Annotated in this window: 6 protein-coding genes and 1 pseudogene; 4 read left to right on the forward strand and 3 right to left on the reverse strand. The window is 59.6% G+C overall.

Annotation, left to right across the window (positions count from 1 at the left end):
- Together C9413_RS25455 and C9413_RS25460 are read left to right on the forward strand one after the other, a co-directional pair.
- A partial coding sequence (locus C9413_RS25455; protein WP_170251065.1) for an aldehyde dehydrogenase family protein occupies positions 1-376 on the forward strand: 376 nt, incomplete at its 5' end.
- 71 nt (positions 377-447) lie between these two features.
- Positions 448-852 (forward strand): DUF779 domain-containing protein, encoded by a 405-nt coding sequence (locus C9413_RS25460; RefSeq protein ID WP_040115419.1) that lies wholly within the window; start codon positions 448-450, stop codon positions 850-852.
- 30 nt (positions 853-882) lie between these two features.
- Here C9413_RS25460 and C9413_RS25465 read toward each other — a convergent pair whose 3' ends face one another.
- The 3 genes and pseudogenes from C9413_RS25465 to C9413_RS25475 form a co-directional block, all read right to left on the reverse strand.
- Positions 883-1,266: a VOC family protein gene (locus C9413_RS25465; RefSeq protein WP_040115418.1), complete on the reverse strand. Its 384-nt coding sequence runs from the start codon at positions 1,264-1,266 to the stop codon at positions 883-885.
- Between the two features lie 75 nt (positions 1,267-1,341).
- The gene (chrA, locus tag C9413_RS25470; protein ID WP_223844136.1) at positions 1,342-2,574 is read right to left on the reverse strand and encodes a chromate efflux transporter; all 1,233 of its coding nucleotides are present in this window, start codon (positions 2,572-2,574) and stop codon (positions 1,342-1,344) included.
- Positions 2,546-2,856: pseudogene (locus tag C9413_RS25475) on the reverse strand (PadR family transcriptional regulator). Before C9413_RS25475 ends, chrA begins: the two are co-directional and overlap by 29 nt.
- A 503-nt stretch (positions 2,857-3,359) precedes the next feature.
- Here C9413_RS25475 and C9413_RS25480 point away from each other — a divergent pair.
- Both C9413_RS25480 and C9413_RS25485 read left to right on the forward strand, forming a co-directional pair.
- A complete protein-coding gene (locus tag C9413_RS25480; protein ID WP_170251066.1) occupies positions 3,360-5,921 on the forward strand; it encodes an FAD-dependent oxidoreductase in 2,562 nt (853 codons plus the stop codon).
- 305 nt (positions 5,922-6,226) lie between these two features.
- On the forward strand, positions 6,227-6,771 hold a 545-nt coding region (locus tag C9413_RS25485; RefSeq protein ID WP_170251067.1), incomplete at its 3' end, for a CerR family C-terminal domain-containing protein.

The raw sequence follows: 6,771 nt of genomic DNA on the forward strand, positions 1-6,771 counted from the left end.
CTATTATGTCAAACCGACGATCCTCAGGGGCCATAACAGAATGCGCATCTTCCAGGAAGAGATCTTCGGCCCGGTGGTATCGGTCACGACCTTCAAGAATGAGAAGGAAGCGCTGGAGATCGCCAACGACACTCTTTACGGCCTGGGAGCAGGCGTTTGGACGCGTGACGGAAGCCGCGCCTACCGCTTCGGCCGCGAGATCCAGGCGGGGCGCGTCTGGACGAATTGCTACCACGCCTATCCGGCACATGCGGCCTTCGGCGGCTACAAGCAGTCTGGTATCGGCCGCGAAACACATAAGATGATGCTTGACCATTACCAGCAGACCAAGAACATGCTCGTGAGCTACAGCCCGAAGGCGCTCGGCTTCTTCTGAGGAACGGGTTGGTCATAAATTGCTGCCTTCTCCCTATTCGGGAGGAGGCTTTTCGGCATGAAGGAACCAGGATGGAAACGACCGTTACCGGTGAACCACGCGTGCTTGCAACGGATGCGGCGCTTGTTCTGATTAGCGAAATCCGCCGCGACCATCCCGATATCCTGTTTCACCAGTCCGGCGGCTGCTGCGATGGGTCGTCGCCGATGTGTTACCCGTCACCTGAATTCCGCGTCGGGGAGACAGATGTGAAACTTGGCGAGATCGGGGGCGTGCCTGTCTATATCAGTGCCAGCCAGTTCGAAGCCTGGAAGCATACGCAACTGATCATCGATGTCGTCCCCGGCCGCGGCGGCATGTTTTCGCTCGACAATGGGCGCGAGAAACGTTTTCTCACCCGCTCGCGCCTTTTGGGCGGCGCGACCTGCGCCATCCCGGATCAGCGCACAAGCGCTTCCGATGTCCCTAGCGTTTGAGGGCTCCATTGGCTGCGCATTTGGCAAAGCTCATTTCTTCGGCGCTTCGAACAGTTCGATCGGATTTCCCGCGGGGTCCTCGAGAAGGATTTGCTTGCCGCCCATTCCTTGCAAGATGTCGTTGCGGAACCGTGCGCCGGCTTGGCGCAGTGCTGCGACCTGCGCCTCTATATCCGTAACTTCGATCTGAATGCGATTCCAGCCGCCGGGCTCCGGCTTGCGCCCATCCGGCATCGCCTGTGGCGCTCCGCCTGGTCCGGTCATTGCGCTTACGAGAAGGCGAAACCCATCTTTGGTGAGAATGGCGAAGCCTGGCGCGGGACGAAACGCGACCGAGAAGCCGAGATGCTGTTGGTAAAAATCGACTGCTGCGTCGACGTCGTCAACGATGTAACGCACGCTGATGCCTGACATGGAATTTTCCTCCGTTGTAGCTCTCGTTACTTTACCCCCGATAATTGGTAGATGCTTGCCCTTGCCCAAAGGTCCTCAAATGGGATGGAGAAGCGCACCGCTTGCTGCCAGCACCAAGACGACGATCCAGGGTGGCATTTTCCAGACGACAAGCAAGAGAAACCCTGCGAGTGCGAGTGCAAAATCCACGGGCGAGAGTACAGCGTTCGTCCAGACCGGGCTGTAGAGCGCCGCACCAAGGATCCCGACGACGGCGGCGTTCGCGCCGCGCATGGCGGCCTGTGCCGCGGCTCGCAGCCGAAGCGCGTCCCAGAACGGCAGCATGCCGTAAACCAAAAGCAGGCCCGGCAAAAAGACGGCGACAAGGGCGATGACCGCCCCGGCGAGCCCGTTGGGTGCAGGCCCCATAACCGCGCCGAGATAAGCGGCGAAGGTAAAAAGCGGTCCGGGCACTGCCTGCGCCAAGCCATAGCCGGCGAGAAAAGCCTCGTTCGTCACCCAACCAGGCGTCACCACTTCCGCCTGAAGCAACGGCAGCACGACATGTCCCCCACCGAACACCAGAGAGCCCGAGCGATAGAAGGCGTCGAACAGCGCGACAGCCTCATGGCCAGTGAAGCCTGCAATAAGGGGCGGGACCAAGAACAAGACCGCGAAGACGATGAGCGCGATCGCGCCGCCCCGGCGCGAGACTGGGAAGCTGAGACGTCCGGCCTGTACAGGGACGACCGCGCGACAAAACCAGAGCCCGGCAACAGAACCAAGTGCGATCGCGCCGGTCTGGCCGAACGTTCCCCCGATGAACACAGTGATCGCAACGGCGGCCAACGCAATGCCGGCACGCTCGCGGTCAGGTGTAAGAACCTTCGCCATACCCCAGATCGCCTGCGAGACAACGGCAACGGCTACCAGCTTCAGGCCGTGCAGGAAGCCTTCTGCTACGGGTCCGGTGAAAGCCGCGGCACCGAGCGCAAAGACCAGGAGCATGGCGGCCGATGGCATGGTGAAAGCGAACCAGGCAGCGAGCCCGCCAAGCAAGCCGTTGCCGCGCAGGATACCGAGCGAAAAGCCGACCTGGCTTGACGCCGGCCCCGGTAGAAATTGGCAAAGCGCCACGAGATCGGCATAGCCGGCCTCGTCGATCCATCTGCGCCGCACCACCAACTCGTCCCGGAAATAGCCGAGATGCGCGATCGGTCCGCCGAAGGAGGTCAGCCCGAGCTTCAGGAATACGCGAAAGACTTCACCGGGATTGCCACGCGGGCGCTCGACTGCAGACTCAGGCAGTGTTGTCTGGGAGAATTTCACGAAATAGCTCCTTGGCTTTTTCCTTGGTTTTTTCGAGAGCGACAAGGCCGTAGGGTGTAGCGTTGCAGATCCGCCGGTGCGAGCGGCCGACGCGTTCGATACGTGAGGTCAGATAACCTTTCTTCTCCAGGGAGTGCAGCATGGGGTAGAGCGTCCCGGCGCTGACTTTGTAGCCATGCCGGGCCAGTTCTTCGATCATCCACAGGCCGTGCAGATTGCCCTCTGCGGCGTGATGGAGGACGTGGGCCGGACAAAACCGGAAAGAAGATCCTGATATTCCATTCCTCGCCATCAAAAATAGATTACTCGATATTCGATATCGGGAATCGCGCGTTATAGGAAGAGTCGGGCCCGCCAGCACGGAGCCGGTCGACCTTCATAGGAAAATTCCGATGATCAGCGAGGCGACCTGCGCGAAGACATCGAGAATGTACACGAACCCAAACTGCAGGTGATATTCGAAACCAGCCGGAGTGCTCGGCGGCGTGAAAAAAGCCTTCAGCGACGACGATCGTCGCAGCTTGCAACTGAGCTGCCGACTTTCTCGCCTCCCTGCGCGAAGATCCATGGTCTGCAGCTCTCCGCCTGTTCAAAAAAATGAATCCGGAACCTCGCGGCTGGCCTGTATAGGCGTACCTTGCCGGAGTGCAGGAGAATGGCTGCCCGCGGATGTCTCGAACAGGCGAGGCATTTGGCGGATCGCTACATTTTTATGTCGTGGATCGACTGTAGTCGCGTCATTGCGTGTACTAGATTCGGCGCAACAAAGTTCGAGGGTGCATGTGATGGCAGAATTTCCACAAAAAGCGAAAGTTGTAATTATTGGGTTGGGCGGCATTGTGGGCGCATCAATTGCGCATCACCTGATCGAACGTGGCTGGGATGATATCGTCGGCATCGACAAGTCGGGCATCCCGACCGACATCGGCTCGACGGCGCACGCCTCCGACTTCTGCTACACGACCAGCCATGACTATCTCTCGGTCTGGACGACGCAGTACTCCATCGATTTCTACGAGAAAATGGGCCACTACGCCCGCATCGGCGGCCTGGAAGTTGCACGGACCGGCGACGACACCTGGATGCAAGAGATCAAGCGCAAGCTAACCTCGGCTAAGGCCTTCGGTACCCGGGCACATTATGTCAGCCCGGCCGAGATCAAGGAAAAGTTCCCGCTGATCGAGGAGAGCATGGTTCAGGGAGGCCTGTTCGATCCCGATGCCGGCCTCGTCATTCCACGCTCGCAGACCGTCGCCGGCAAGTTGGTCGATGCTGGCGAAAAGGCCGGCAAGCTCAAGGTTTTCGGCAATACGCCCGCCAAATCGCTGATCGTCGAGAATGGCCGCATCAAGGGCGTCGTTACTCATCGCGGCACGATCATGGCCGATCATGTCGTCGTATGTGCCGGGATCTGGGGTCGCCTGATCGCCGAAATGGTCGGCGAAGACCTTCCGGTCATGCCGGTCGACCATCCGCTGACTTTCTTCGGACCCTACAACGAGTTCGAAGGCACGGGCAAGGAAATCGGCTTTCCGCTTTTGCGCGACCAGGGCAACTCCGCCTACATGCGCGATACCGGCGACCCGAAGACCACCGAAGGCGGCCAGATCGAATGGGGCTATTACGAAACGACCAATCCTCGCCTTTGCCATCCGCGCGACATTTTGGAAAAGCATGAAGCTCGCCTCTCGCCCTCGCAACGCGACCTCGAAATGGAGCAGATCCTCGAGCCACTGGAGCGCGCCATGGAGCTCACCCCGATCCTCGGTGAACTGGGATACAATGAAGGCCATTCCTTCAATGGCCGCCTGCAGGTCTCTGCAGCTGGCGGCCCGTCCTGCGGCGAAAGCCAGAAGGTTCGCGGCCTCTGGTACTGCGTCGCTATCTGGGTCAAGGACGGCCCCGGCTACGGCAAGCTGATCGCCGACTGGATGACGGACGGCCGCACAGAGATCGACCATGCCAGTATCGACTATGCACGCTTCTATCCGCACCAGCTCGAGGAAAAATTCATCGAGGGCCGTACATTCGAGGCGGCCCAGAAGATCTACTTTCCCGCCATACATCCGCGCGAGCCCTATGCCACCGGACGCAACGTCAAGCGCTCGCCTTTCTACGAGCGCGAGGTGGAGCTCGGCGGATATTTCATGGAACTTGGAGGCTGGGAACGCGCGCACGGCTACAAGGCGAATGAGCATCTGCTTGAAAAGTATGGCGACCGCGTTCCGGTTCGCGAAAACGAGTGGGACAACCGGCACTTCTGGCGCGTATCGAATGCTGAACATCTCGCCATGAGCGAGGATTGCGGAATCGTCAACCTCAGCCACTTCTACATGTTCGATGTTGAGGGCCCGGACCATGTCGAACTGATGGAATGGATCTGCGCGGCCAAGATCGGCGGTGATGCAAACGTCGGAAAGGGCATCTACACGCACTTCCTCGATGACGAAGGCATGGTCCGTGCCGACCTGACCGTGATCCGCATGGCCGATCGCTGCCGCGTCATCGACGGCGCCGATGCCGGCCCGCGCGATTTCCATTACGTGAAGCGCATCGCCGAGGATAAGGAGTTCAACGTTACCGTCACCGAGGTGGCCGAGAAGTACACCACCATCGGTATCTGGGGTCCGAATGCGCGCGCAACGCTGAAAAAGGTCGTCGCCGATCCGGCCGGCCTTGATCCCGAAAACTTCGCCTTCGCGGCAATAAAACCGATCGAGATCGCCGGCAAGTCCGTCACGGCCTTCCGCATTTCCTATGTCGGTGAACAGGGCTGGGAACTGCACATGAAATACGAAGACGGTCTTTCTGTCTGGGATGCGCTGCGCTCGACCGGCGTCATGGCCTTCGGCGTGGAAACTTATGCCAATTCCCGCCGCATGGAAAAGAGCCTGCGCCTGCAGAACGCCGACCTACTTACGCAGTACAACCTCATCGAATCCGACCTCGCCCGTCCGAAGGTCAAGGAAGCCGACTTCCGCGGCAAGTCCAAGCATCTGGAATACAAGGCTCGCGAGCACCAGCCGGCCATGCTCTGCACGCTCGTGATGACTGACAATGTCGACACGAGCGGTGTTGCCCGCTACCCGGTCGGCTCACTGCCGGTCATGGATCCGGCCACGGGCGAAACGCTGGTCGACGAACTCGGCCGCCGCTCCTATACGACGTCGATTGCCTATGGCCCGACCATCGGCAAGAATATCGCGCTGGCATTTCTGCCCTGGTCCTATTGCCAGGTGGGTCGCGAGCTCGAGGTCGATTACTTCGGCGAGACCTATCCCGTCGAAGTCGTCGCCGTCGGCTACAAGCCGCTCTACGATCCGGAAAATTCGAAGCCCCGGAGCTGATATCAAGAACAACGGGTTCAGCGAACCCGTTGCCTCGTCCCTGACGGGCGCAGGCGCTACGCCCGCACGGCGCGTTCGCTGCGCAATATGACGAAACAACGTGGCTGATATCTCGCCCGCAAACTGGCGGAAATCGTCGGCCCCAGCACCACAGATGCCGTGATTGTCGGCCTCAAGTAAACGATCCACGCCCGCCGCCAGAAAGAAACGCCGAGGAAAGCGGCGCGTCGCGGCGTGTGCAATGACTTACGCCATTATAATTCATTCGATTGACTGATATCAAGAAACGCCATATAGTAACTCTCATGAACGAAACGGGCACCAAAAACACCGAGGCATCCCGAAGCGAAGTTACCCGCGAGAGGCTGCTTGCGGCGGCACTTGATGTATTTGGCCGGTACGGCTTTGACGGCGCTAGTACGCGCAAGCTTGCCGATACGGCAGGCGTCAACCTACAAGCCATCCCTTATTACTTCGGCAGCAAGGAAGGGCTTTATACCGCAACGGCCGAATCCCTTGCGGGCATTGTCGCCGGACATGCCGCCGGCATCCGCCATCGCGTCGGCCGCCATCTTGAAGAAATCGATGAAACGAACACGCCGTTGAATGTGTCGCAGGCACGGCTCTTTCTGACGGAGATCGTCGAAACAATGGTCGTCCTTTTCGTCAGCAAGGAATCGGAGGCCTGGGCCCGCTTCATCATCCGCGAGCAGTTGGAGCCGACGGCGGCTTTCGAAAGGGTCTATGCCGGCATCATGGGACCGATGATCAACATGGCACGGCGGCTGATCGGGGCGATTTTGAAAGACGACCCACCCGCCGGGAACGGGCGACAGAGACACAGCGCGTT

The sequence above is a fragment of the Rhizobium sp. SEMIA 4085 genome (assembly GCF_013004495.1).
Classification (GTDB): domain Bacteria; phylum Pseudomonadota; class Alphaproteobacteria; order Rhizobiales; family Rhizobiaceae; genus Rhizobium; species Rhizobium gallicum.

What these genes read in the sequence shown, in the direction of transcription:
- C9413_RS25465 (WP_040115418.1), bottom strand. Translation starts at nt 1,266, where the DNA reads ATGTCAGGCATCAGCGTGCGTTACATCGTTGACGACGTCGACGCAGCA.
- C9413_RS25460 (WP_040115419.1), top strand. Translation starts at nt 448, where the DNA reads ATGGAAACGACCGTTACCGGTGAACCACGCGTGCTTGCAACGGATGCG.
- C9413_RS25480 (WP_170251066.1), top strand. Translation starts at nt 3,360, where the DNA reads ATGGCAGAATTTCCACAAAAAGCGAAAGTTGTAATTATTGGGTTGGGC.